This is a genomic window from Thalassotalea fonticola (genome assembly GCF_032911225.1).
Lineage (GTDB): Bacteria > Pseudomonadota > Gammaproteobacteria > Enterobacterales > Alteromonadaceae > Thalassotalea_A > Thalassotalea_A fonticola.
The window spans coordinates 4,294,042-4,317,931 of record NZ_CP136600.1 but is presented as its reverse complement, the minus strand read 5'-3'; the positions used below and the strand labels follow the sequence as shown (position 1 = coordinate 4,317,931).

Here is a 23,890-nt window from a genome sequence, read left to right as displayed (position 1 = left end):
CTCACCACAAATATCTTAGGAGTGTTTCAATGAAAGTTGCTGTTTTAGGTGCTGCCGGTGGTATCGGCCAAGCTTTATCATTATTATTAAAAACTCAATTACCTGCGGGTTCTGAGTTATCTTTATACGACGTTGCGCCAGTAGTACCAGGTGTTGCAGTAGATCTTTCTCACATCCCTACCGATGTAACCGTTAAAGGTTACGGTGCTGACGCTTTAGGTGACGCACTAACAGGTTGTGACATTGTGATCATTCCTGCTGGGATGCCACGTAAGCCTGGTATGGACCGCGCTGATTTATTCGCAGTTAACGCTGGGATCATTAAAACTTTAGCAGAAGGCATTGTTGCCAATTGTCCTAAAGCATTAGTTGGCGTTATTACTAATCCAGTAAATGGCACTGTGCCGATTGTTGCTGAAGTATTCAAAAAAGCGGGTACTTATGAAGCTAACCGTGTTTTCGGTGTAACAACTCTTGATGTTATCCGCTCTGAAACTTTCATTGCTGAATTAAAAGGCTTATCAACTTCTGATGTTAAAGTTCCGGTAATTGGTGGCCATTCTGGTACTACTATCTTACCTCTTCTTTCTCAAGTTGAAGGCGTTGAGTTTACTCAAGAAGAAATAGACTCATTAACTCCTCGTATCCAGAATGCTGGTACTGAAGTTGTGAATGCTAAAGCTGGTGGCGGTTCTGCTACGTTATCAATGGGCGCAGCTGCTGCTCGTTTTTGTATGTCTCTTGTTAAAGGCTTACAAGGTGAAGACGTTATCGATTACGCATACGTTGAGGGTAACACTGGTGATGCAACTTACTTTGCTCAGCCGGTACGCCTTGGCAAAAATGGTGTTGAAGAATACCTACCTTACGGCGCGTTAAGTGCTTATGAAGAAAATGCTAAAAACGAAATGTTAGCAACTTTAAATGCTGATATTAAAGAAGGTGTTGATTTTATCGCTTAATTATAAGTCGATTAAACATCCACTAAAAACCGGTCCATGACCGGTTTTTTTTACTAAATTTTTTCTACCGATAATTATAGTTAATTGTTGTTCTATCACTAATCTCCCCTGTCTTGCTAATTGACAATATCAATAATATCAGCTGGGTAAACTTATTTCATCGGGTAATGAACTTGCGGTTTGAGCGAATTGCAGCCGCACATAATTAGTAAAAGAGCGCCGTCATCCCACCATGTTTTTGGCTGGATTCTCCTGAAGCAAACTGTGACTAAAACTGAATTAAAGTAGTTCCTGAGACAAGTCCTGCCATTCAGAATTTGTCCTTTTAATCGGTCTTTCTGTCCAGGTGGCTAGGAACACTAACATAAATAACAGTATTTGAATCGTTGGAAGGAATATATATGGTTGGTTGTTTCATGATCGAAGTCCTTTTCAATACTTGAAACTAAAGTGTAGATGAAAAATGTAGCTATTGGTTTAATGTATTTACAAAGTCACTTTAAAAATAGTGGGAGGACGGTGTACTTATTCGATAATTTTATAAAGACACTCCCCTTTATATGACGGAGTATTTTTTCAAATGTAGTATAGCGGCTGATGGCGCGGCAGAGACATCCAATGTGCAAAATTTCCAGATTGCTTAATCGATATAAACTGATCGAATTCGACCATTTTAAAATATAAGCTTAGTGTTTTACTTGTTTTTCTCAGGCTTAAAATTGAACATTTGTTTGGTTTAATACGTAAAACCTGTTAACTTTGAATGAGGGAAATAGCCAATTCACAACGGATTTAGGTATTAATAAAACAACAAAACTTATATTAGTTATTTCAATCATTGCGCTTTCAGGTTGTTCAATGACAGTCGACAAACATCGCTTAAGTCAGGCGAAAACAACCGCTATCGTAGGCTTTTCTGTGTTTAATGAGCAAGAACAGGTGTTTTTGTCTGATAGAGAAACTAACGATGAGAAAAAGTTAAGAGCTGTTATTACTGATGATTTATATAAATCATTTATTAGCTCTTACGCTAAAAAATTAAACGTTAAAGTTTTAAAGCCTACAGAATTAATAACAAACCCATATTATCTGCAAATGATCAAAAGATATGGGACGTTTGATAACCAATATCGTGCTCATTCAGTTAATTATCGAAACAACAAAATGTTAACTGCAGCCGCTTTTTTTAAAATGACGCCACAAGAAAAATTAGAGCTTGCTAAAGCGTTACGTGTTGATAGCATTTTAGGCGTTGAGTCTATGATCTACGAAACGCGAAGCCACAATTCAACCTTCACAATATTTAATATCGAAAAGAACAGTAAGCGTTATTCTTATAATTACAGAGCGACCTTAACAGAGCTTGAGTTATACGACCAACTATCAGCAAAGCCAATTGTTGTTGTGAAAAATTTGATTTCCTCGTCAACTGAGCAATACGATAAACAGCATTATGACAATCGAATAGAAAGCAAAAAAGAAGATGGTCAAGCGATGATATTGGCTATGGATCTTATGGTCGATAAATTGACTGATGAAATGCTTAATGGCTCCAGTAAATAAACGTAAAATAATAATAAAAATTTTAAGGGAAGAAAATGTTTAAAAATACCATAAAAACCGTTTTGGCAACTTATCTAGTTTTCTTTATGAACAGCAATGCAATTGCCGAAACTGATATTGAACTTAGCGTTGTATGTGATGATTGGGATAAAAATGCTGCGATTTATATTAATGGTGAGTTTACCGCCATTTGTTCAGCAAAGTTGCTTGTTGAGCAAGGTGATGTCAACTTGATAGTGGTTAAACCTGTTGATGAAACACATGAGCAAGTATTTGTTAAAAATATTGTTCTTTTCGAGCAACAATCGAAGCAAATCGATGTGGTATTTCCTGATCCTCAATTGACCGCACATGCATATTATCAACAACAAGGAGAACAACTTGATAACAGCAGTAGCGATAAAGAAATAGCACAAACGCAAAGTAATGAACGAGCAGATGCGGTCGATGATGACCGTTTTTATAATCCTAACTCAGACGATAGTATTGAAATAGGTAGTGATACTACTAAAGTTGCTTATTGGTTGCAGCATGCAAAGCAAAGCCAGCACGAAAAGTTAGCATTAGAAGAAGAAAAACGTCAATATGCAAACACTTTGATTGCTCAAGCTCGCGCTGGTTATATTAAACCGATGAGAACGTTAGTGAATTTATATAGCACAGGTGAAGGGGTAGAAAAAAATTCAGAATTAGCCAATTACTGGCAACAAAAATTTGATACTGAAGTTGCAAAAATCGCACTTGTAAAAGCCAATAATGGTGATATAGCGGCAATGGAAGAAATGGCTGACTATTATGCAAAAGGCCAAGGCGTTGAACAAAATACTAGTGAGGCCGAGCGTTGGTCAGGAAAAGCTTCGTCAGCAAAACAGGCAATTGCAGTGCAAAAGAAAATTGATGAAATTGAGTTCTTTCAAATGACCAAGGGGTCAGTTGATGTAGCTGGAGATAGTGCAAGTGATATGGTAAGTTCCGGAGAAGGTGGGGTGTTGATGTCCTCAATTCCTGTGCCGATAACAACTTCTGCCGGCATTATGATGGATGTCACTAGCGCACCAACGAAAGCGACAGAGCTGAACAGATTGCAAGATGAAATTTCAACACGGCCATCAACTCATGCCAAGCCCGACGCGATGATTTCAAAGGCGGTTAATAATAAAGTTAACTCTGAGAAATAATCCTGACAAAAAAGGCTTTTAAGCTCATTGTTATGCATTTGAAATCTAGCTTTGCATTATTATTCACAGTTTTGTTTGTTTGTGCATGTACAAGCCAAAGACTGACACCACCAGAAAATTTATCTAGTGTGGAACACCTGGCTAATCAAAATCAGCTTGAACATATACTTGCTGATGAAGTAGTCAAATTTTCAAAGGTAAAAGCGCTCAAATCTAAATCGTTATTTGGCTCTAATGATTTATCTAAGATTGACTCTATAGCTGCGGTTTTATTAGCTACTGAGAATGTTTCATTGCTTCCTGATGAAGAGTTCTATCGGGTCTTCAATATTGTTGGCAATCATCAAAGTGATGTTTTAAACAGCTTCGCATTGGCGCTATCCTCATTTATTACTCGACATGACTACCACTGTGTAAGGCCTGTTTATGCTCAGTACTTCATCACGCGATATGGGCTTAAAGCATCAGCAACCGAATGTAAAAATAACTTACCAATTCATTTAACATCAACACTCACTACCCAGAATAAATTGAATATCGATGCTGACAGAGTTAGTGCGATTCACATTTTATTTGCCGGCAGTGGTGAAGGCATTGTTTCGACGTTTGGCCATATATCATTACGGCTAATCGTTTGTCCTGAAAACGACTATAGTGAGCAAGCATGCAACAGTAATTTATTTGAACATATCGTACTGGGATTTAGAGCTCATGTGGATGAATTTAACCTTGATCCTTTTCAGGGGCTATTCGGCGGCTATAACTCTTATTTATTTGCTCATGATTTTATCGATACCTACCAAGAGTACGCAATAGGTGAGTTTCGCGAGATCTATTCATTGCCGTTAAAAATGACGAAAGCCCAACGAAAATTACTGTTGCGCAATTTAATCGATATTCATTGGAGTTTTTCCGGAAATTATAAATTTTTGACGAATAATTGTAGTATTTTGATGCAAACGGCGTTACTAAATTCGTGGCCTGAACTTTCTAATGACCCCGAACTTACCGAGTTATATTGGCGTCCCGATAACTTTTTTAAAGCATTAACTTCGAGTAAATTAACCAAGTCTTCTAAGCTGAGTGATTTAGAAGTTGCAGAGCAGCAAGGTTTTTATTTTTCCAGTACATTGCCAATTTACCAGCAAGCAATGGAGTCCATTAACTCATATTTAAAAGAGAGTAATTATGACGATATTGAAAGTTACTTAAATTCTGAGCCTATTATTCGTTTTGAAAACGCCAATAAGGATTCGCTATACCAGGCAACACTTAAGAAAAATAAAAAGTTGTTAAGCGCACAAATATTATTAGAAGAACTTTCTGTGGTTCGTACTCAGCGTTGGCTGTCGGTCGAACTAGCTGCTTATTTTGCGAAAAATGATATCAAATCCATCAACAAACATATGCAAAATATTCTCAACGAGCAAGAGATTGTCACCTATCAGCAATGCTTGTTATTACCTGTGTTAGCAAGTATTAAAGCAATTAAACTAAAAGATGGTATTCCTGAAAATGTAATAAAAGATGACGATTATAACTTTTGTCATTCTGCACAAGAAAAATTAAATTTGAAACAAGTCAGATTGCAATTGAAGAATTTTGATCCAAAACAGTGGCGACTTGTAGAGCGTGCTTATAGATATTGGAGAGACAGTGTGAAAAATGTCGATACATATATACGAATGGAATCAATGTAGTGTTTGCAGTTTATGCTTTTAATCTAAATTTTAAACGGCCTAAACTTGTAAGGAGAGTTGATTAACCAGCTAATTTTTCATTAAAAAATGGGGAGTAATTTGCCAAACCGATTTCCTAGCGCGGAGCTAAATAGAACCATCAGATTTCTTTAATCTGGTGGTTTTCTATTATTTTGGGTTTACATTGCCCCAACAATCATTAGAGTATTCGATGGTGAGCTAAGGAGTACGTGCAACATCGAAAGCAAAGCGGCAAACAAACGAGTTGTTTTGAGCGAATTGCAGCCCCACAAAATTAATAAAAGAGCGCCGCCACCCTACCGTGCTTTTGGGTGGGTTCTCCTGACGTAAACTGTGACTAAAACAGAATTAAAGTAGCTCCTAATACAAGTCCTTCCATTCAGGATTTGTCTTTTTAATAGCCTCTTCTTCTCACTCTAGCTTACTCCTTAAGTAACAACATTACTTAAGGACTTCTTCTTTTATATGACGATGTACTTTTTCTACTTCTGTAGGTGGCACTGCCAGACCAATTGAAGATTTTAAGCGTTACGTTTTACGGCCAAATGGGCAAGTGCGATTAATGCCTGTTTATGGTCTGACTCGGCCAAACAATCTAAAGCAGCTATTGCTTTTTCAGATTCTTCTTCGGCCATTTGTTGGGTTAATTCTAATGCACCTGTTTCACGCATAGCGGTTAAGATTTCATCAAGGTGATCCATTCCGTTACCATGCTCAATCGCATCACGAATCAACACTCGCTGAATTTCAGTACCATTATGCATCGCATGTAATAGTGGTAATGTCGGCTTGCCTTCAGATAAGTCGTCACCAACATTTTTACCCATTTCTTGTGCATCTGCAGTGTAATCAAGTAAATCATCGATTAACTGGAACGCTGTACCTAGGTGCATACCATAAGCTGTCATAGCTTTTATCATATCTTCAGATTGTTCGGTAACAACTGCTGCAAGACGTGTAGCGGCTTCAAATAATTTAGCTGTTTTACAATAAATCACTTGTTTATAGCTTTCTACCGTTGTGTCAGGATCATTGCAGTTCATCAATTGCAATACTTCACCTTCAGCAATAACATTAGTTGCATTGGAAAGTACTTTCATAATACTCATATCGTCAAGAGTGACCATCATTTGAAATGAGCGGGTATAAAGAAAATCACCAACGAGTACACTGGCACTATTGCCAAAAAGCTCATTAGCTGTTTCTTTACCACGGCGCATTGATGACTCATCAACCACATCATCATGTAACAAGGTGGCAGTATGAATAAATTCAATAATAGCCGCCAAGCAAATATGCTTATCACCTTGATACCCCATGGCACGAGCAGCCAATACCGTCAATAGTGGACGAATACGTTTACCACCAGAATTAACTATATACATGCCAAGTTGATTAATAAGCACAACCTCAGATTCTAATTGCGAATAAATAAGTGCATTCACCGCACTCATATCAGAGCTGGCAAGTTCTTGGATTTGATTTATGTTCATAGTTTATTTGGCTGTTATTATTGCTGGATACAATGCAAAGATTGTTTACTTTTATATGGCTGATGATTTTACACTATTTTAGCAAATAGCATAGTTATCTAAGTAAAATAAGCTTAAAATAGCTACAATTAAAATCCATATTGGGCCTGCCTTAACTAATGAAAAAGCAAAGGTTACTTTTTGTAAATATTTTTTCATAAAAAATTACAGTAATTTTGTTAAATAGGCTTGCTAAGCCCTAAATCTTCGCGTAGAATCCGCGACCTATTATTTTAATTTGTGCGTCACTATTAATGGGCGCAGTACGGAGTAGCAAATGTACGCTGTATTCCAAAGCGGTGGTAAACAACACCGTGTAAGCGAAGGTCAAACTGTTCGCTTAGAGAAACTTGAACTAGAAATCGGTTCAACAGTAGAATTCGAAAATGTTTTAATGGTTGCTAATGGCGACGACATCAACATCGGAGCACCTTATGTTGCCGGTGGTAAAGTTACAGCTGAAGTTGTTTCTCAAGGTCGTGGCGATAAAGTTAAAATCGTTAAATTTAAACGTCGTAAGCATTCACGTAAGCAGCAAGGCCACCGTCAGTGGTATACTGAAGTGAAAATTACTGGCATCAACGGTTAATAGGAGTAGTTAACGATGGCACATAAGAAGGCAGCAGGTAGTACTCGTAACGGTCGTGATTCAGAAGCGAAACGCTTAGGTGTTAAACGCTTTGGTGGCGAGTCAGTTTTAGCGGGTAACATTATCGTTCGTCAACGTGGTACTAGATTCCACGCTGGTACTAACATGGGTATTGGTAAAGACCACACATTATTTGCTTTAACAGATGGTAAAGTACAATTCGATGTTAAAGGTCCTCAAAACCGCAAGTTTGTATCTATTATTGCTGAATAATAGCAATAAGCGAAACAGATATAAAAAACTCGCTAACTAGCGGGTTTTTTTTTGTTTAAATAATCAAGTTTTACTTTAGATATCCAAAGTCAGCTTGGTTACGAAGGCAACCTTTTCTAATTAGTGGTTTTTTGAATCACTGGTTATAATAAATACATACATTTATGTTTGGAGCTTAATTAAAGCTAATGAAATTTGTAGATGAAGTTGAAATTCGCGTAGAAGCCGGTGACGGTGGTAGCGGGTGTGTAAGTTTCCGTCGTGAAAAATACATTGAGTACGGTGGTCCAGATGGTGGTGACGGTGGCGACGGTGGCGAAGTATATTTAGTTGCTGATGAAAACCTGAATACTCTTATCGATTACCGATTTGAACGCTTCCATAACGCCCAGCGTGGCGAAAATGGTAAGGGTCGTAACTGTACCGGTAAAGGTGGTGTAGATTGCATACTTAAAGTTCCAGTAGGAACTCGAGTTACCGACCAAGATACGGGCGAACAAATTGGCGACTTAACCAAGCATAAACAAAAACTAATGGTTGCCAAAGGCGGCTGGCATGGTTTGGGTAATACTCGTTTTAAAAGTAGTACGAACCGTGCACCACGACAAAAGAGTTTAGGTACAGCCGGTGAAGTACGTAACTTAAAACTTGAGTTATTACTGCTAGCTGATGTTGGTTTATTAGGTTTACCAAACGCCGGTAAGTCTACGCTTATTCGTAGTGTTTCGGCAGCAAAACCAAAAGTGGCCGATTATCCATTTACAACACTGGTGCCAAACTTAGGTGTAGTGCGTTTAAATTCACAACGCAGTTTTGTTATTGCTGATATTCCAGGTCTTATTTCTGGCGCCGCTGACGGTGCTGGTTTAGGCATCCAATTCCTTAAACACTTAGAGCGTTGTCGTATTCTTTTGCACTTGGTAGACCTATTACCTAGTGATCAATCTGATCCTGCAGAAAATGCATTAACGATTATTCGTGAACTTGACCAGTACTCTGAAAAATTAGCCGGCAAACCTCGTTGGCTAGTGTTCAATAAACTTGATTTATTGCTGGAAGACGAAGCTGAAGAAGTAATGCAGCGCGTTATTGATGCATTAGATTGGCAAGGTGAAGTACACAGCATCTCGGCATTTAATCGTGAAGGTACTAATGAGTTAACTCAAAAAGTAATGACCTTTATTGAAGAGCTGCCAGAAGAAACCTTCGAAGAAGAAGTTCCAACCGAAGATGTAGAATTCAAGTGGGATACTTACCACGAGGAAACTATTGCCGGAGGTGGTGATTTATCCGATGATCTTGATGATGAAGATTGGGATGAAGACGATTACGACGTAGAAGTAGAATATCGTAAGTAATACCAATCTGCATAAGTATATAGTCAACTCAGTGTTTATGCACCATGGTATATTTGCATGATTCATAGATAAAAATAACAGGCCAGATTTTTAATCTGGCCTTTTTGTTTCTAATAGCAATAGCTAGGTTAGTTTACCTTTCATAAATGAATTTTGAATAAGTAAAGTTACAGAGCCAGCAATCAACCCCCAAAGCACTGAACTAAATCCCCACAATGCTATATTTGAAGCAGTTACCAAAAAGGTAATTATAGCGGCTTCTGACACTTTTTTATCAGACAAACTTTGTTCAATGCTGTGGGTAATTGTGGTGAATAAAGCGATACCGGCCAATGAATAAATTAGTGCTGACGGTAACGCTGAGAACACTCCCATTAAATACCCCGCAGATAATGCCATTAAAATATAAAATCCACCGGCAAATACAGCGGATAAATAACGCTTACAGGGATCTTTATCTACCTCTGTTGTCATGCACATTGCAGCCGTTATTGCCGCTAAATTTATCGCATAACCACCAAAAGGTGCTGTTAGTATGTTAACTAGCCCGGTTACGCTTAGAATAGAAGATACAGGTGTTTTATAGTGGTGTGCTTTTAGCACGGCAATGCCTGGCAAGTTTTGCGCTGCCATGGTGACAATAAACAATGGTATGCCAATACCAAACAAGGCTTCTACGCTAAATTCAGGTGAGATGTATTTAAACTCACTCACCTGCCAAACAAATCCACTCAATGAGACTAATTCAAGTTGCCATGCCAAGCCAATACTGCTCAATAATACCAACAACATGGTAAATTTGGGCATGACTTGCTTGGCAATCAAAAAAATGACAAACATAGTCACAACAAGTAGCGGTTCTGCGTTCATTTGGTTAAAGACATCAATGCCAAAGTTAACTAAAATTCCGGCAAGCATAGCTGACGCCAACTGCAATGGAATTTTATTTACCAATTTTTCAAACCAGCCAGTGACACCACATAAAAAAATCAGCAATGCCGAAAAAATGAAACCTGCTATAGCTTCATTGATTGTAACTCCTTGGGCAATGGTAATGAGTAATGCTGCACCAGGGGTTGACCAAGCAATTAATATTGGTACTCGATAATAAAGTGATAAGCCTATGGAAGTAACTCCCATAGATAATCCTAAAGTTAAAATCCAGCTTGCTGCTAGACTAACATCCCCCCCTAAGGTAATAACTGTTTGATAAATTAACGCTGCAGAACTTGCAAAGCCAATAATCACAACCACCAAGCCCGTGGCCGTCGCGCTTAAAATTCGATTGACTAACATAGCAAGTACTCCCATAATAATATTTCATCGTGCGCTTTAACGCACAAAGTTATCACCGTATGCTATAACGCACAAGGGAATAATGACTAAAGATATTAATAATACTGTCGGCACCCAACTAAAAATAGCGAGAAACGAGAAAGGTTGGAGTCTTGATACCACCAGTGTACATACAGGGGTTTCAAAAGCTATGTTAGGACAAATTGAACGTGGTGAGTCAAGCCCCACCATCACTCGTCTATGGAAGATTGCCAGTGGTTTTCATTTACCAATCACTTACTTTCTCAGCACTCCCCATGAAAATAATGAGACCGCAAAAGTGCTAAATACAGAAAAAGGGATTTCCATTACCACGTTATTTCCTTTTGATAAAACAACAAAAAGTGAAGTTCTGTCGTTAATATTGACACCATCGCATGAGCAGATGTCACAACCTCATAATATTGGCGTAATTGAACATATTTTAGTTATTGAAGGTGAAATAGAATATTTTTTAGATCAGCAGTGGCATCCTTTAAGAGCGGGAGAAGTGGTAAAATTTGATGCGAATCAAAATCACGGCTACCGTAATACCTCCACACAGCCAGCGAAGTTTCATAATATCATTTGTTATACCGATAAAGGAAAGTTTTAACTTAGGTTAATCACATTGCACACTCTTTATGTTAAGTAGAACTGTTGCTCAAGCTTGAACTTATTTGCTATTCTATGGGCAAATTTTTATGCTAAATTCAAACCAGATTTAAGGTCCTTAATGACTATATTATCTATGATTGTTGCCCACGCCAATGGCCGGGTAATTGGTAAAGACAATCAAATGCCTTGGCACATGCCTGCCGATTTAAAGTACTTCAAGCAAACAACATTAAAAAAGCCGGTAATTATGGGCCGAAAAACGTTCGAATCTATCGGTTTTCCACTGCCTGGTCGACGTAACATTGTGATAAGCCGTGATGAAAATTATCAAGCACAAGGCATTGAAACAGTAACCTCTGTAGATGCTGCATTAGCGCTTGTAACTGATGTGGAAGAAATAATGGTTATAGGTGGAGGTAGTATATACGAACACTGTTTAAAAGCAGCACAACGCCTTTACATTACTGAAATAGACTTAAGCGTTGATGGTGATACCCTCTTCCCTGATTATAATGCAGATAACGATTGGCATTGTGTTAAAGAAGATCCGCATAGCTTAGATGAAAAAAATCCGCATAACTACAATTTCAAAGTGTACGAGCGCAAATAATAACAAACAACATAAATAACAAAAGGGTCCAATAATATTATTTTTGGACCCTTTTGTTATTGCCTGAAAAAATGATGGCGCATTAGACTTTAATAAATATTTTGTTTCTATACATCCAGGCTAGCAACAACCATTGCAGCAACAATAAAAACACAATCGCCAACAATGCCTGCCAACCATCACTTAGGGAAGTTAAAATCCCACCAAACAAGCTATCAACGATGTACTTCCAATTTACCAGAGCCGTACCTAAATAAATAATAATAGAGTTCATCCCGATGATGGCAAAAGGCTTTGCCCATGCTTGCCAGTTAAGCATGTCAATTAACCAATAAAACAGCGCTAAAAATAATACGCTCCAACCACAAGTTACCAATACAAATGTTGGTGTCCACAATGTTTTATTTACTGGTAAAACTGGATCCAATAACCATCCAAGACTCAAAGTAAAAAAACCTATTATCAATAAATTTCGCAATAAAACTGTCGATATATCTTTTTGACTTTTCATTAGGCGGCCAATAAACACACCAATTAAACAGTTTATAATGGAGCCTAAATTTGACAATAATCCTTCCGGATCAACTGCTGAATCCTGATAACGAATACCCGGCAGCATTGTTTGATCAACCCATGCATTTATTGAGAAATTAGCCCCTAAATTACCACCACCAAAATCACCAACGCTGGCAAATGCCAATATAAACCAATAAGCGAAAAATATGCCGGCTGTGATGTAAAGTTGAGTTTTAGTTTTAAAGTGCCAAACCAACATGGCGGCAACAAACCAGGCTAAACCGATACGGCCAAGTACACTAACGTACCTTATTTCGCCAAAATCTGCTGGAATACCAGTGCCCCAGCCATGGTTATAAACAATACCTAGTAACACTAATAAACATAGTCGTTTATACGCATGTCTATATTTAGCTTTTCGTTCAACTGCCGAATATAATGATATGGGCTTAGCTGCAAGCCCTAAACTAACACCGGAAAGTAAAATAAATAAAGGAAAAATTAAATCGTACATGGTGAAGCCGTGCCATGTGGTATGCAACATCTGCTCTGCAGCAACATTAAAAACAGATAACCCGGTAATTAAAAATAATGCAGCAAACACCCCCTCAGCCCCTAAAATCCAAAACATATCGAAGCCACGCAACGCATCAATAGATAATAAACGCTTACTTTTATTGGTTTTATCTACGACCGCTTGTACATTTTCCGTCATTTTTATTGTGCCTGTATATAAAAGTTCTATTTGTACACTATACTGTGTAAGTAATAATTAACTAACTGTAAATATTTGAATATTTTAACATTTATTGTAGATTAATTGATCGTATTGGAATAACTCATAACAGAATGAAAAAACAACTCTCATTAAGTTCGCTTTCAATTGTGATACTCGTAGTCTTATCCATTTGTTTATTAACAATCTCGTTAGGATATCGTTTTTTTGTTGAGATCCCTAATGAAAAATTGGCAGTACTTAAGCTACAAAACCGAGATTTGGATAGAATTATATCGACCACAGTTCATATGGGCGATGCACTCGCTCAAATGAATTATGGTTATGCAATTTTGGAAGATACTTATAATTATATAACCCAACCAAATGATGACTATATTGATACCAATTTTTCGACCAACGTATTTCAAAACTTAGAGATCGATGGCGCCTTTATTTTAGACACTTCCGGAAAAACAATTTTTCAAAAAGGCTTAGACCATATGACATTAAAGCCGTTGGATTTTAAACAACTATTAATTGAACAAAAACTTATCCATGCGGGGTTACTGAAACAAGCTAGCACTACAGATAAAGCATTAGTTGGTACTATAAACACTAATGTAGGCTTAATGGTGTATGCATTAACTGCTATATATGACAGTGATATAACAGAACAAACAAATGGATTTTTATTATTTCTGCAACGTTTTGACAAAAACTTTGTTTCAGAGCTAGAAGAACAAGTAAAAATTAAATTAACTATTTTGCCTTATTCGGACGACTTTCAGGATTACCCAATTCTGTCAGACGAAATTTCAAATGTTACTACAATCGAACAAATAAAATATCGTGTTTTACAAGATGAAATGGGTATTCCTAGTTTAGTGTTAAGAATTACTCATCTGAATGTTTATAAAGAAACGTTATTAACTAAAGAATTGCTAATCACTTTATTAATCCAATTGATTATTATGTTGCTTATTTTCTGGCTAATAAGAATCAAGGTAGTAAAACCATTGCTGCAGGTAAATACCGCGATTACTAACATGAATGACAAACAGAATTTGATCAAACTGCATCATAGAAGCAGAATAGGAGAGTTTCATTTACTTGTTAAACATTTCAACCATATGGTTGAAATAGTGAACTCCCAACAACAGCAACTGTCAGAGTTATCATTAACTGATGCTTTAACTCAAATTCCAAACAGACTGGCTTTTGAGAAAAAATTCACCCAAGAATGGGCCCATTTACAGCGTAATCAAACGCCATTTGCCATCGTAATGTGTGATATTGATTACTTTAAAAAATATAATGATTCTTTAGGTCACCTAGCGGGAGATGATGCATTAGTGAAAGTAGCACAAGCGTTAACATTATCTTCAAGAAGAATTAACGACATGGTTGCTCGCTATGGCGGCGAAGAATTTATTATTCTATTTAGCGGTATAGAGTTAGCGGGCTTGAAAATGAAATTAACAGAAATGATTGAAAGTATCGAAATGCTCGAAATTTTACATCCGGACTCTTCGGTATCAAAATCAATAACAATAAGTATCGGCGCTACATTAATGACGCCGCCGCGAAAAAGTACAGAAAAAATGAACCTGGTTCGCGCTATTGGTATAGCAGATAATGCGTTGTACCAGGCCAAAAATAATGGTCGCAATCAAGCTAAAATAGTCTTCGATAAATAATCTTTAACTCAACATTAAGAACGGTAAATCATGCTCACTAAAATTCGAATTTTTATAAAAAACCTGCAACAAGATAATGTTGTAAATAACACTTTATCATTAGAAATTGCTACGGCGGTATTACTGTTTGAAGTAATGCGGGCCGATCACAAATTTGAAGATAATGAAAAGCACAAGGTTATTGAATTACTGCAATCTCAATTTCAACTTGATAAACATGAAGTGCAGGATGTATTAGCCGTCGCAGAAGATGAGTCGCATCATGCCAATGACTTTTTTCGGTACACCACATTAATTAATGAACATTACGAACTAAGTGACCGTATAAAGATAGTTGAGTTATTATGGCAAGTCGCATACGCCGATGGTCATTTAGATATAATAGAAGAACATATCATCAGGCGAATTGCTGATTTATTGCATTTACGTCATGGAGAATTCATTCAGTGTAAATTAAAAGTCCAAAATCAGCAGGCTGAACTGTAAAAAGATCCCGCGGAAATTAAAGCATCATGCTACAATTGCGCGAATTTACCCAATACTAGGAACCCCAATGGCAGATATAGGCAAAATCAATACGCTAAAGGTCGTAAAACTTACTGAGTTTGGCGCTTATTTAGATGGCGCTGATTTAGGTGAAATACTATTACCTACGCGTTACATGCCAGAAGGATGTATGGAAGGAAATAACGTTGAAGTATTCATCTACTTTGACTCTAATGACCGTCTTATCGCTACAACTGAAACACCAAAAGGCCAAGTTGACGATTTTGTTAGCTTAAAAGTTCTGCAAGTAAATAATACCGGTGCCTTTTTAGATTGGGGCTTACCAAAAGACTTATTGGTTCCTTATAATCAGCAGCATCACAAAATGGTGGTAGGTAAATACTACTTGGTGAAAATTTATCGCGATATACAAACTGATCGTATTGCTGCATCGAGCAAATTAGATAAATATTTAGATATATGGCCAGCAAATTATGAAATTGGCGAACGTGTTAATTTAATTATTGGTGACAAAACTGACCTTGGTTTTAAAGCGATTATTAATGATAGGAACTGGGGCTTGTTGTACGACAACGAGATTTTTCAGCCGTTAAGAGTTGGCAAAAACATCTTAGGTTATATTAAAACCATGCGCCCTGATGGCCGAGTCGATTTAACCCTAACACGACCAGGTATAGGTAAAGTGAATGACTTTGCACCAACATTTATTGCTTATTTACAAGATAATGATGGCTTTAGTGCAATCAACGATAAAAGCTCACCTGAGCTTATTCAACAAACGTTTGGCGTAAGCAAAAAAACTTTTAAAAGCACCATTGGTAATTTATTCAAACATGGGCGAGTAAGCATTGAAGCTGACGGCATTCGCTTTGTTAAAAACCCACAGCCGAAAAAGCCAGTTACTGAGTCGAAACCAAATAAAGGTAAACACAACCAAGGTAAAAGCGCTAGCGGAACATCAAGCAAGCCTTATGCTAAAAAGCCTGATTCCAAAAGGGGTAATGCAGCTAAGCCGAAAACGCATAAAAAAACCGTTGCCGGTAAATCATCTCCATATAAAAATAACTCTAAGTAGAGTACGAATATAAACTTGAAAAAATAAACCGTCATCCCACCGTGCTTTTGGGTGGGATCTCCTGATGCAAACTGTGGTTTAAAAAAATACACTTCCAAAGCACGATACTCGGCTGGAGATCCCTCATCTCGCTACGCTCGTGGGGGATGACGGAGTATTTTTTCTGATGTCGTATAACCGTTAATTAATTACTTAACCAATTTGGTTTTATTCATCAGCAAAGTGATAATGATCGCAACCATCGCTAAAGACCATACAATTGCAGCACCACTTGGTAAATCCCATGTAGCTGAAGCGACTAAACCAATCAGGTATGCCAGCACACCAATTAGGTAAGCAAAACGAGTATTAAACCTTGCTAACCTAACAGTTGCTAAAGCGGGAATAATTAGCGTACTAAAGACCAGAAATACACCAACCATTTGCACAGAGCTAGTAATAGCAATAGCGAAAACAAAGTAAAACCACCTGCCCGATAATAGCGCTGATTTAAACGTCATAAGTGCAATAATGGCTGCGTATAGCACCATATGAAGATATAGATCTGAAAACGTAACCCAGAGAATTTGACCTGATAGCACTTGCTTTAATAAATCACCGCCATGTGGATCGTTAGCAAGTAATAAAAAGGCGCCAGTTGCTGACAATACATACAAACAGCCAATCAGGGCTTCTAACTGCTGCTTAGCAAAGCGTTCAAATAAAGCAATAACGCCAGCACCACTTAAGGCAAACAGCGCAGCAACGATATAACTGGCACCAGGGAGATGGTGACCAATATCGGTTGTTTGCACGACTACAGCGCCAAGCCCTGCAATTTGAGCAATAGCCAAATCAATAAATATAATACCGCGCTTTAATACCTGATAGCCTAAAGGGACATGTGTGCTAAGCACTAACAGGCCAGCCACAAATGCCGGCAATAAAATATCAATTAATTCAACCATTAGCACTTAGCCTTTTTATTTTTGTTGTGATGCCAGTAACAACATAGAGATATGTTGGTCCATCAAAGTAAATAGGTCGCGAGACTGATCATTGCCACCTACCGTATAAGGCAGCTGCAAACTGACGATGTCAGTTTTATCTTGTAACCAGTTTGCTGCTTTTTCATCTTGATAGGTAGTATAAACCACTAGCTTTATCTGTTGCTGCTTCGCAATATCTAGCACACTGAGTAAATGTGAACTTGTTGGTGGTAAACCCGGTTTAGGCTCTAGATCACCAACTTGTTGCATACCTAAAAACTCAAATAAGTACTTGAAAGAGGAATGGTAAGCAATCACTTTCACTCCTTGCAACGGCTTTGCTTGTTGCTGCCATTTAGACGTCGCAACTTGCCAACGCTCGCTAAAACTTACTAAATTTTGTTGGTAAAGTGCAGCATTTTTAGCATCTAATTGTACAAGTTTAGTCGTAAAAGACTCTGCCAAACTAGAAATTCTAAATGGATCTAAATGTACATGCGGGTTACCTAATTCATGTACATCACCCATTGAGCGGTCAACGTTAACCAAAACATCGAGATTTTCAACATGATCAGAGGCTAAAAATAGACCTTTGTCAGTAGATTGTACGTCGCGATTATTTGATTTCATTTGTAGCATGGGCAACCAACCAATTTCTAAATCGGCGCCAGCACAAATAACCACATCAGCACGGCGCATTTTAGATATTAGACTTGGTCTGGCCTGTACAAAGTGAGGATCCTGTTTAGCTGTAGTTGCACTGAAGATATTTGCTTCTTCACCTGCTATTTCTTTGGCAAGGGCAGCATATTCAGGTTCACAAGCAAATATGTTTAATTGCGCCTGTGCAGGTAACGTAGTTATCAGCAACACTGCGCAAGCTAGAGCAATTTTTTGTTTAAAATTGATGTGCACCATGAGCTCCTAATGCCATGTTAAATTGTAACGTTATTTGATCATCCGTGAAGTCTTCAACAGATTTTTCTTGGCTGTATTGTAGTCTGACAGTTGAAAAATGAGAGTGACGGTATTCCAACATTGCTGTTGAAACTGCAGGCTTAAAACCGTCAGAATAAGGTTCTTCAAAGTCAATTTCAGAGTAACGTAACCCTGCAGCCCAATTAGGGGTAAACTGGTAAACACCGCTCACATAATAGCCGCTATGCTCGGCGTCAAGTTCATCGTGGTGGTGCTCATCTTCAAATACATTAACGTGTTCTTCATGATCATCTTCATGATGCAATTCACCTTTTTCTTCAACAAAAAAGTATTCGGCTGACAAGGTAAAATTCTGATATTTATAGTTACCATTAGGTGCCCATTTCCATGTAGCGTCGACAATATAGTAGTCTTTGTCGCCACTAAAATCACAAGCGCCAAATACTTCACCATGCTCGTCTTCTAATGCATGCGGTTCATGTTCATCTTCACTATGGTCATGACTACTGCAAAATTCTTCATCGTTTTTAAAGCCAATATAAGATGCACCTAATTGCCAACTGTGTGATTCATCAAAGTCACCACCGGTTTTTACAAATAATGAATGCGATCCAATACCATCGCCATCAGAATAAGCAGGCATTGTTGCGCCTTTAAAAACCTCTGTACCTAACTCAATATACGCGTCAGTTGGGGCTAACCAAGATAAACGTGCACCGTCATCATAATAATGGCCATTCATAAAAGCCCGGTAAACTAATGGCCTGTCTGCAAAGCTATCGGTATGAGCATGCTTACCATTTAAATATCCAACATTTGACAAAAATCGACCAGCGCGAAAAGACAGGTCATAAGGCATAGCGGTGGTTTGAATAAATGCTTCTTCAAGTTCAACTTCAGTCTCGCCCTCATGTTCATCTAACACCATAGTTAGTTTACCGAAAAACATATCATCAATAGGAGCACTAATGGCTATTTCAGTATGATCGGTCCAAAAACCGTTTTTTAATCCTGCAGCATGGTCATCTACACCATAACCAGCTATGCCTTGAAAGTCTTCACGCTCGGTATAACCCACATTAATAATAGCACTTACATTGATATCATCAGTTGCAGCATGCACTTGAACAACAGCTAAACCTAAAACTACCGCAGTAGTTATTTTACTTAATTTCATTAAATTTATTCCAAAAAATATTGTTTAAATCACTCATACCATAATGAGTAATGGCCAATTATTTAAAGAAACTTAGGAGGTGCACGTGGCGAGTAAAGTCTTGATTTAACTTTTAATAACAGTGAATAGCTTTGAAAATAAACTTGAGAAAAATAGTGATTCTCAATGCGTATACCATCGCTGTTGATATAGTCATCGTCATCCATAACCTTTGCTAAACATATGTGACAGTGAACATCATCAATAGAAAAGTCATGCTCGGCTAAATGAGTACTTTTGGCTAATGGCGCAAACAACAAAATAGCCACAATAACAATTGCAGATAGCATTTTATTAGTTTGCTGTAAGCGTTTAAAAATCATATTAGCCAGATTTATTACCGAACAGAGGTTCGGATTTGAATTAAAAACATCATTTATTTTGTGATATTATCACACTTAAAAAATTTACTAAACAAAATATGCTATGTATCAACAACAAAAATAGTTTAGGCTATATTCATGTTAACAAAGAGTTAAATTCGAATGACAGCATCTCCCCTTATTCTGCCAATGCTAACCCTTATGATACTTACCGCTATCGTTTGGATAAACATGTATATTTTGCGCTTACGTTATGTAATCAAGCATAAAATTAATGCGCAAAAGTTAAGCTCACCGGAAAAGATACCTGAGCTTTTACCTGAAGAAGTAAATAGACCGGCGAATAATTTAAAAAATTTATTTGAACTACCGGTAATTTTTTATGGGCTTATTATTTTAGCGTTAATCACTGAACTAGATTCAGCAAGTTTAACGTTTTTAGCCTGGGGATTTGTAGCCTTTAGAATAATACATAGCTTTATTCAATGTACTAATAATAGAGTGATGCAAAGATTTAAAGTCTATATGTTGAGCTCTATGTGCTTATGGGCTTTATTAGTAAATATTTTCATTAGTCTAATTTAACGGAATAAACAGATGAGCCAACAGCGAATTACTTTAGAAATCGAAAACAATATCGCAATAGTGCGTTTAAACAGAGCAGATAAACATAACGCCATAGATATGGCGATGTTTCAGGCATTAGATAAAGTTAGTAAAAAATTATGTCAGAACAAAGCAATAAGAGCAGTGTTTTTATGTGGAAATGGCGAAGATTTTTGCAGCGGGTTAGATGTTAAATCAGTACTAAATGAAAAATCTAATATATTAAAGTTGCTGTTTAAATTTATCCCTGGAAGTTCGAACTTAGCGCAACGGGTAAGTACCAATTGGCGTAAAATTCCAGTACCGGTAATTGCTATAATCCAAGGCAGGTGTTGGGGCGGCGGTTTACAAATTGCCCTTGGCGCTGACTTTAGAATAACCACTCCTGATGCCACTTTGTCTATCATGGAAGCTAAATGGGGGCTTATTCCCGATATGGGCGCTAACTTGGCATTAAGGGAACTAGTAAACATTGATGTAGCCAAACAACTTGCCATGACTGGGAAAATAATTCCTGCTGAACAAGCTCTTGGTTATGGACTGATCAGCCAAATTGCAGACGATCCTTATCAAGCAGCACAGCAGTTTATTAAACCTTTTGCAGAGCGCTCACCGGACTCTGTTGCCGCAGTTAAAAAGCTTTACAACAATACCTGGAACAAAAAATCTTGGCATATACTTGCCAAAGAAAGCTGGTATCAAATTAAGGTAATATTAGGAAAAAACCAGCGCCGTGCTGTAAATAAACAACTTAAACCAGAACAGGCTACAAACTTTGAAAACAGGCAAAATTGGTAGTTTTGTCTGTAATTGATTTGATATTTAAGTTTACTTAGTGAGGTTAGGCTTTTATTTTAGTTTTCTTTTTAAGGTGTAATAGATGAACACCACCAAACACTAAAATTTGTAAGTAATGTTTCATATTATCACCTTCGGCTTCTTCTACCCTTTTCTTGAAAATAATACATTCAAGTAAATGAGCAATAGGTAACACTATCAGTACCCAATGAAAAACTTGCTCTAGCCCTTGCTCAAATGGTGCAACCAAATTGTAAAAACAGGCTAACCACAACGCCACAACCATTAATTTCATATAGACTCCTAATACATTTCGAATAATGCGAATAGACTGATTTTATGTCAAAAAGGCAATTACTAGCAACCACACCAATTAAACAAAAAGGATGTAGGCAGCAAAGCACAGCCAAGAAATTCCTAACAACAGCCAAGGTAACGTTGCAGGCTTAACGTCTTCAACTGCGGCTTCAATAGATGCACTTTTGAGCAACTTCGCTTTGTGTTGCTTTTTTTTCGCTTTATCAGCATCTCTAGCTTTCGCTTTTTGCTGTTTTTTATATTGCTCAATACCCTTTTGAATACCTTGCGCAATTAGCTTCGTTTGCTCTTTAGTTTGCCCTGGCTTTTGGGTGCTTTTAGCAATTGCAGCTGCAGAGTTTACTGTTTCAGGTGATACGTCTTTACTATTTCGATTCAAATTTATTACTCTTTTAACAAATTAAGATATTTTAATAATTAATAATAAACTTTAAACTAAGAGCAAGTATACAAATATGTAGATCGAATTAGGCTAAGCCATGAATAAATTTTTCAAAGAACATTTAACTGTCGCCTCGAACGCATCGGGGCGCAAAATGAATGTGCCCATTTATCGTTTTAAAGGACAAGAGCCTGGCCCTAAAGTGTATATTCAAAGCTCTATTCATGGGGCAGAGGTACAAGGTAACGTGGTTATATATCACCTTATTGAATATCTAAAAAGTACCCCTATTCGCGGAGAAGTGGTTTTAGTACCAAACTGTAACCCCGTAGGCACAAATATCAAATCAGGTGAATATACCTTAGGACGCTTTGATCCCATCAATGGTCAAAATTGGAATCGCGGATATTACTTTAAAGAAGAATTAGTCAATGACTTTATTGATACTGTGACTGAAGATGTATCATTTGATGATATAAAACGCGATTTTCGTCTATGGGTAAAACAAGCCATAGAAGCTGAGCTCAATAAAGAATGGGGTATTGGTTTAGCACCGCGCTTAAATCTTCAGCTGCAAGCGCAAGCATTTGATGCCGATATAGTCATCGATTTACATAATGGTCCTGTAGCAACCAGGCATATTTATGTGCCGGAATATGCCAAAGACTCGGCGAAATATTTTAATATCCCCCATGTTATATTCATACCAAATCAATTTAACGGCGCTCTGGACGAAGCCATGTTTTGTCATTGGTGGACACTAGCGGACAAGCTTTCTGAAAAATTCCCACAACACCAATGGCCTATTCCGGTTGAAGCATTTACCCTGGAAATGGGCAGCCAAGAAGTCATTAATTTTGACTCGGGCCAGTATGATGCAAAAGGTATTTTGGCCTATCTTAATTACAAGAACTGCCTAATTGACACTGACATACAGCCAGAAAATATAGATCGGTACGCAGTAATGCTCAAAGACTATAAAATTTTGTACACCCAAGAAGGTGGCATTGTTGAATATAATGTAAAACCTGGACAGCATGTAAAAAAAGGTGATGTACTCGCAAAAATGCTAAACGTAGATGATTTAGATAATGACAATGCAGTGAGTTATATTTACGCGCCTGAAGATTTAATCACCATACTACACTTCCCTTCTGCGTCAGTATTATGCGGTACGCAATTATATAAATGTTTTATTAATTATTTTCCATTGCCCTAAATTTTATAATGGAATGGATGTATTTTGTCAGCTGATGCGACAAAGCAGTTGTTAATACTTACCAATAATTTGACTGCCAATGTGAAAAATAAACAGCATCTGATTTTTTCTATTTTATAAATGGCTTTCGTATTGAAGAAACGAATCGGCATTTAATAAGTCGTTTAAAAAATCAACAGACTTACCCCCTAAACCTTTAGCAAGCAGCAAAAGGTGCAAATTTTTGAAAAATAATTGAAAAATACGTTCGAATAGGCCCATTTAAACGACAACACGGCTAAATTGAGGCACTTTTCATATCAAAACCTATTACTTAAAAAGAGGAATGATATGAAAATTTTTGAATGGGATGGCAATCGTAAAAACCTATTACCTTATCTTTGGATTTTCCTAACGGTGAATTATATCTTTTGCGATGTGATGACTTTACATCTTGCAAGTTATTTAGAGGCTTTTTTATCTGGTGATGTAGGTGGTATGAAGATCACTGAAGAATTTTTATTAGTCTTTGCCGTGATAATGCAGGTCCCTATGATCATGATTGTTTTATCTAAGTTCTTAACTTTCACGCTAAACAAATATTTTAATATTGTTGCGGGCATCATCACCACTTCAGTCCAAGCTTTTACAGTAGCTATGGGGGGCGCGACACTTCACTATATGCTCTTTAGTTTTTTTGAGATTTGTACCGGCTTATTCATTATTTATTTAGCTGTAACTTGGAAACAAGAAACTGCGTCGTAGTTTGAAATCATAACGAGAAGTACCAAATCGTTTACTGCATAAGCGACAGTGTTGAACTTCAATTCTTACCTAGCCCTAGGTGCTAAATATGAATGACAACCAGCAGAAGGTGAAGATAAATAGAAAATTTAACTTTAACACTTAAT

General features: G+C 37.4%; 25 protein-coding genes. 16 read left to right on the top strand and 9 right to left on the bottom strand.

Annotation, left to right across the window (positions count from 1 at the left end):
- Positions 1-29: 29 nt before the first annotated feature.
- From mdh to RI844_RS17705, 4 genes are all read left to right on the top strand, one after another.
- On the top strand, positions 30-962 hold the full coding sequence (mdh, locus tag RI844_RS17720) for a malate dehydrogenase (protein ID WP_348395974.1): 933 nt from the start codon (positions 30-32) through the stop codon (positions 960-962).
- A gap of 858 nt (positions 963-1,820) precedes the next feature.
- On the top strand, positions 1,821-2,525 hold the full coding sequence (locus tag RI844_RS17715) for a hypothetical protein (protein ID WP_348395973.1): 705 nt from the start codon (positions 1,821-1,823) through the stop codon (positions 2,523-2,525).
- A gap of 35 nt (positions 2,526-2,560) precedes the next feature.
- On the top strand, positions 2,561-3,703 hold the full coding sequence (locus RI844_RS17710; protein WP_348395972.1) for a tetratricopeptide repeat protein: 1,143 nt from the start codon (positions 2,561-2,563) through the stop codon (positions 3,701-3,703).
- A 32-nt stretch (positions 3,704-3,735) separates the two neighbouring features.
- On the top strand, positions 3,736-5,403 hold the full coding sequence (locus RI844_RS17705) for a lipoprotein N-acyltransferase Lnb domain-containing protein (RefSeq protein ID WP_348395971.1): 1,668 nt from the start codon (positions 3,736-3,738) through the stop codon (positions 5,401-5,403).
- Between the two features lie 542 nt (positions 5,404-5,945).
- Here the strand turns inward: RI844_RS17705 and ispB are convergent.
- On the bottom strand, positions 5,946-6,917 hold the full coding sequence (gene ispB / locus RI844_RS17700; RefSeq protein WP_348395970.1) for an octaprenyl diphosphate synthase: 972 nt from the start codon (positions 6,915-6,917) through the stop codon (positions 5,946-5,948).
- 316 nt (positions 6,918-7,233) lie between these two features.
- On the opposite strand from ispB, the gene rplU reads away from it, so the two are divergent.
- The 3 genes from rplU (at position 7,234) to cgtA (ending at position 9,176) form a co-directional block, all read left to right on the top strand.
- Complete coding sequence (gene rplU, locus RI844_RS17695; protein ID WP_348395969.1) at positions 7,234-7,545, top strand: 50S ribosomal protein L21; 312 nt, start codon at positions 7,234-7,236, stop codon at positions 7,543-7,545.
- A gap of 15 nt (positions 7,546-7,560) precedes the next feature.
- Positions 7,561-7,818 (top strand): 50S ribosomal protein L27, encoded by a 258-nt coding sequence (rpmA, locus tag RI844_RS17690; RefSeq protein ID WP_348388451.1) that lies wholly within the window; start codon positions 7,561-7,563, stop codon positions 7,816-7,818.
- Positions 7,819-8,006: 188 nt separating this feature from the next.
- Positions 8,007-9,176: an Obg family GTPase CgtA gene (gene cgtA / locus RI844_RS17685; protein WP_348395968.1), complete on the top strand. Its 1,170-nt coding sequence runs from the start codon at positions 8,007-8,009 to the stop codon at positions 9,174-9,176.
- Between the two features lie 123 nt (positions 9,177-9,299).
- Here cgtA and RI844_RS17680 read toward each other — a convergent pair whose 3' ends face one another.
- Positions 9,300-10,472, bottom strand: coding sequence for a benzoate/H(+) symporter BenE family transporter (locus RI844_RS17680; protein ID WP_348395967.1), 1,173 nt, complete (start codon positions 10,470-10,472; stop codon positions 9,300-9,302).
- An 82-nt stretch (positions 10,473-10,554) separates the two neighbouring features.
- Here RI844_RS17680 and RI844_RS17675 point away from each other — a divergent pair, with 82 nt between their 5' ends.
- A complete protein-coding gene (locus RI844_RS17675) occupies positions 10,555-11,106 on the top strand; it encodes a helix-turn-helix domain-containing protein (protein WP_348395966.1) in 552 nt (183 codons plus the stop codon).
- A gap of 120 nt (positions 11,107-11,226) precedes the next feature.
- Positions 11,227-11,718, top strand: a complete 492-nt coding sequence (folA, locus tag RI844_RS17670; protein ID WP_348395965.1) for a type 3 dihydrofolate reductase — start codon at positions 11,227-11,229, stop codon at positions 11,716-11,718.
- A gap of 82 nt (positions 11,719-11,800) precedes the next feature.
- Here the strand turns inward: folA and nagX are convergent, their stop codons facing one another.
- Complete coding sequence (gene nagX, locus RI844_RS17665) at positions 11,801-12,949, bottom strand: transmembrane glucosamine N-acetyltransferase NagX (RefSeq protein ID WP_348395964.1); 1,149 nt, start codon at positions 12,947-12,949, stop codon at positions 11,801-11,803.
- A 134-nt stretch (positions 12,950-13,083) separates the two neighbouring features.
- Between nagX and RI844_RS17660 the strand changes: the two genes are divergently transcribed.
- From RI844_RS17660 to RI844_RS17650, 3 genes are all read left to right on the top strand, one after another.
- Entirely contained in the window at positions 13,084-14,649 is a 1,566-nt protein-coding gene (locus tag RI844_RS17660; RefSeq protein WP_348395963.1) for a diguanylate cyclase domain-containing protein, read from the top strand.
- A 30-nt stretch (positions 14,650-14,679) separates the two neighbouring features.
- Complete coding sequence (locus RI844_RS17655; RefSeq protein WP_348395962.1) at positions 14,680-15,135, top strand: tellurite resistance TerB family protein; 456 nt, start codon at positions 14,680-14,682, stop codon at positions 15,133-15,135.
- 67 nt (positions 15,136-15,202) lie between these two features.
- On the top strand, positions 15,203-16,231 hold the full coding sequence (locus RI844_RS17650; protein WP_348395961.1) for a CvfB family protein: 1,029 nt from the start codon (positions 15,203-15,205) through the stop codon (positions 16,229-16,231).
- Positions 16,232-16,419: 188 nt separating this feature from the next.
- Here RI844_RS17650 and RI844_RS17645 read toward each other — a convergent pair whose 3' ends face one another.
- The 4 genes from RI844_RS17645 to RI844_RS17630 all read right to left on the bottom strand — a co-directional run bounded on the left by RI844_RS17645 (position 16,420) and on the right by RI844_RS17630 (position 19,677).
- A complete protein-coding gene (locus RI844_RS17645; protein ID WP_348395960.1) occupies positions 16,420-17,178 on the bottom strand; it encodes a metal ABC transporter permease in 759 nt (252 codons plus the stop codon).
- Positions 17,179-17,193: 15 nt separating this feature from the next.
- Positions 17,194-18,114 (bottom strand): metal ABC transporter solute-binding protein, Zn/Mn family, encoded by a 921-nt coding sequence (locus tag RI844_RS17640; RefSeq protein WP_405054424.1) that lies wholly within the window; start codon positions 18,112-18,114, stop codon positions 17,194-17,196.
- The gene (locus RI844_RS17635) at positions 18,098-19,315 is read right to left on the bottom strand and encodes a hypothetical protein (RefSeq protein ID WP_348395959.1); all 1,218 of its coding nucleotides are present in this window, start codon (positions 19,313-19,315) and stop codon (positions 18,098-18,100) included. The genes RI844_RS17640 and RI844_RS17635 overlap by 17 nt, the downstream gene beginning before the upstream one ends.
- 62 nt (positions 19,316-19,377) lie before the next feature.
- Complete coding sequence (locus RI844_RS17630) at positions 19,378-19,677, bottom strand: hypothetical protein (RefSeq protein WP_348395958.1); 300 nt, start codon at positions 19,675-19,677, stop codon at positions 19,378-19,380.
- A gap of 162 nt (positions 19,678-19,839) precedes the next feature.
- On the opposite strand from RI844_RS17630, the gene RI844_RS17625 reads away from it, so the two are divergent.
- Together RI844_RS17625 and RI844_RS17620 are read left to right on the top strand one after the other, a co-directional pair.
- On the top strand, positions 19,840-20,262 hold the full coding sequence (locus RI844_RS17625) for an MAPEG family protein (RefSeq protein ID WP_348395957.1): 423 nt from the start codon (positions 19,840-19,842) through the stop codon (positions 20,260-20,262).
- Positions 20,263-20,274: 12 nt separating this feature from the next.
- Positions 20,275-21,081 carry a crotonase/enoyl-CoA hydratase family protein gene (locus RI844_RS17620; RefSeq protein ID WP_348395956.1) on the top strand — a complete coding sequence of 269 codons (807 nt, stop codon included), beginning with the start codon at positions 20,275-20,277 and terminating at the stop codon, positions 21,079-21,081.
- Between the two features lie 43 nt (positions 21,082-21,124).
- Here RI844_RS17620 and RI844_RS17615 read toward each other — a convergent pair whose 3' ends face one another.
- Positions 21,125-21,376 (bottom strand): DUF1145 domain-containing protein, encoded by a 252-nt coding sequence (locus RI844_RS17615; protein ID WP_348395955.1) that lies wholly within the window; start codon positions 21,374-21,376, stop codon positions 21,125-21,127.
- Between the two features lie 78 nt (positions 21,377-21,454).
- Positions 21,455-21,778 (bottom strand): DUF2956 domain-containing protein, encoded by a 324-nt coding sequence (locus RI844_RS17610; protein WP_348395954.1) that lies wholly within the window; start codon positions 21,776-21,778, stop codon positions 21,455-21,457.
- 100 nt (positions 21,779-21,878) lie between these two features.
- Here RI844_RS17610 and RI844_RS17605 point away from each other — a divergent pair, with 100 nt between their 5' ends.
- Both RI844_RS17605 and RI844_RS17600 read left to right on the top strand, forming a co-directional pair.
- A complete protein-coding gene (locus RI844_RS17605; RefSeq protein WP_348395953.1) occupies positions 21,879-23,000 on the top strand; it encodes a succinylglutamate desuccinylase/aspartoacylase domain-containing protein in 1,122 nt (373 codons plus the stop codon).
- Positions 23,001-23,330: 330 nt separating this feature from the next.
- On the top strand, positions 23,331-23,744 hold the full coding sequence (locus tag RI844_RS17600) for a DUF6326 family protein (protein ID WP_348395952.1): 414 nt from the start codon (positions 23,331-23,333) through the stop codon (positions 23,742-23,744).
- Positions 23,745-23,890 lie beyond the last annotated feature (146 nt).

Bases quoted from the DNA above. Each gene is read 5' to 3' on its own strand.
- RI844_RS17615 (WP_348395955.1), bottom strand. From the start codon at position 21,376: ATGAAATTAATGGTTGTGGCGTTGTGGTTAGCCTGTTTTTACAATTTG.
- RI844_RS17650 (WP_348395961.1), top strand. From the start codon at position 15,203: ATGGCAGATATAGGCAAAATCAATACGCTAAAGGTCGTAAAACTTACT.
- RI844_RS17705 (WP_348395971.1), top strand. From the start codon at position 3,736: ATGCATTTGAAATCTAGCTTTGCATTATTATTCACAGTTTTGTTTGTT.
- RI844_RS17675 (WP_348395966.1), top strand. From the start codon at position 10,555: ATGACTAAAGATATTAATAATACTGTCGGCACCCAACTAAAAATAGCG.
- RI844_RS17715 (WP_348395973.1), top strand. From the start codon at position 1,821: ATGACAGTCGACAAACATCGCTTAAGTCAGGCGAAAACAACCGCTATC.
- cgtA (WP_348395968.1), top strand. From the start codon at position 8,007: ATGAAATTTGTAGATGAAGTTGAAATTCGCGTAGAAGCCGGTGACGGT.
- nagX (WP_348395964.1), bottom strand. From the start codon at position 12,949: ATGACGGAAAATGTACAAGCGGTCGTAGATAAAACCAATAAAAGTAAG.
- mdh (WP_348395974.1), top strand. From the start codon at position 30: ATGAAAGTTGCTGTTTTAGGTGCTGCCGGTGGTATCGGCCAAGCTTTA.
- RI844_RS17660 (WP_348395963.1), top strand. From the start codon at position 13,084: ATGAAAAAACAACTCTCATTAAGTTCGCTTTCAATTGTGATACTCGTA.
- folA (WP_348395965.1), top strand. From the start codon at position 11,227: ATGACTATATTATCTATGATTGTTGCCCACGCCAATGGCCGGGTAATT.
- RI844_RS17635 (WP_348395959.1), bottom strand. From the start codon at position 19,315: ATGAAATTAAGTAAAATAACTACTGCGGTAGTTTTAGGTTTAGCTGTT.
- RI844_RS17630 (WP_348395958.1), bottom strand. From the start codon at position 19,677: ATGATTTTTAAACGCTTACAGCAAACTAATAAAATGCTATCTGCAATT.
- RI844_RS17655 (WP_348395962.1), top strand. From the start codon at position 14,680: ATGCTCACTAAAATTCGAATTTTTATAAAAAACCTGCAACAAGATAAT.
- rpmA (WP_348388451.1), top strand. From the start codon at position 7,561: ATGGCACATAAGAAGGCAGCAGGTAGTACTCGTAACGGTCGTGATTCA.
- RI844_RS17680 (WP_348395967.1), bottom strand. From the start codon at position 10,472: ATGTTAGTCAATCGAATTTTAAGCGCGACGGCCACGGGCTTGGTGGTT.
- RI844_RS17600 (WP_348395952.1), top strand. From the start codon at position 23,331: ATGAAAATTTTTGAATGGGATGGCAATCGTAAAAACCTATTACCTTAT.
- RI844_RS17620 (WP_348395956.1), top strand. From the start codon at position 20,275: ATGAGCCAACAGCGAATTACTTTAGAAATCGAAAACAATATCGCAATA.
- ispB (WP_348395970.1), bottom strand. From the start codon at position 6,917: ATGAACATAAATCAAATCCAAGAACTTGCCAGCTCTGATATGAGTGCG.
- RI844_RS17625 (WP_348395957.1), top strand. From the start codon at position 19,840: ATGACAGCATCTCCCCTTATTCTGCCAATGCTAACCCTTATGATACTT.
- rplU (WP_348395969.1), top strand. From the start codon at position 7,234: ATGTACGCTGTATTCCAAAGCGGTGGTAAACAACACCGTGTAAGCGAA.
- RI844_RS17645 (WP_348395960.1), bottom strand. From the start codon at position 17,178: ATGGTTGAATTAATTGATATTTTATTGCCGGCATTTGTGGCTGGCCTG.
- RI844_RS17710 (WP_348395972.1), top strand. From the start codon at position 2,561: ATGTTTAAAAATACCATAAAAACCGTTTTGGCAACTTATCTAGTTTTC.
- RI844_RS17605 (WP_348395953.1), top strand. From the start codon at position 21,879: ATGAATAAATTTTTCAAAGAACATTTAACTGTCGCCTCGAACGCATCG.